We start from the raw sequence: 217 nt of genomic DNA, 5'->3' as shown, positions 1-217 counted from the left end.
ATTGCAGAAATAAAAGCGCCTGTAGTAGAGACATTTGTAGCACTTGAGGAAATTCAGCAAGAAGATGAAGCGATTGAACAAAAGAGTGAATTCATACATGTAGCTGAGGCTGATGAACAGACAAAGAACGACGTTCAAAGCTTTGCGAATGTTTTACTTGCAGAAACAGAAGAAAATAAACGAGTTGTAGAAGAAGCGCCAGTCGCAGAAGAACAAC

The 217-nt window shown here is 39.6% G+C and carries 1 protein-coding gene; it reads left to right on the top strand.

All coding sequences use genetic code 11. The features are described from left to right. The coding region (locus MR167_RS32680) for a hypothetical protein (RefSeq protein WP_242316330.1) at positions 1-217 on the top strand (217 nt) is incomplete at both ends.

The sequence above is a fragment of the Bacillus cereus group sp. BfR-BA-01355 genome, from assembly GCF_022663675.1.
GTDB classification, from domain to species: Bacteria; Bacillota; Bacilli; order Bacillales; family Bacillaceae_G; genus Bacillus_A; species Bacillus_A thuringiensis_S.
Note: the sequence above shows the minus strand (reverse complement) of the source record. Positions and strands in the feature narration are given on the sequence as shown.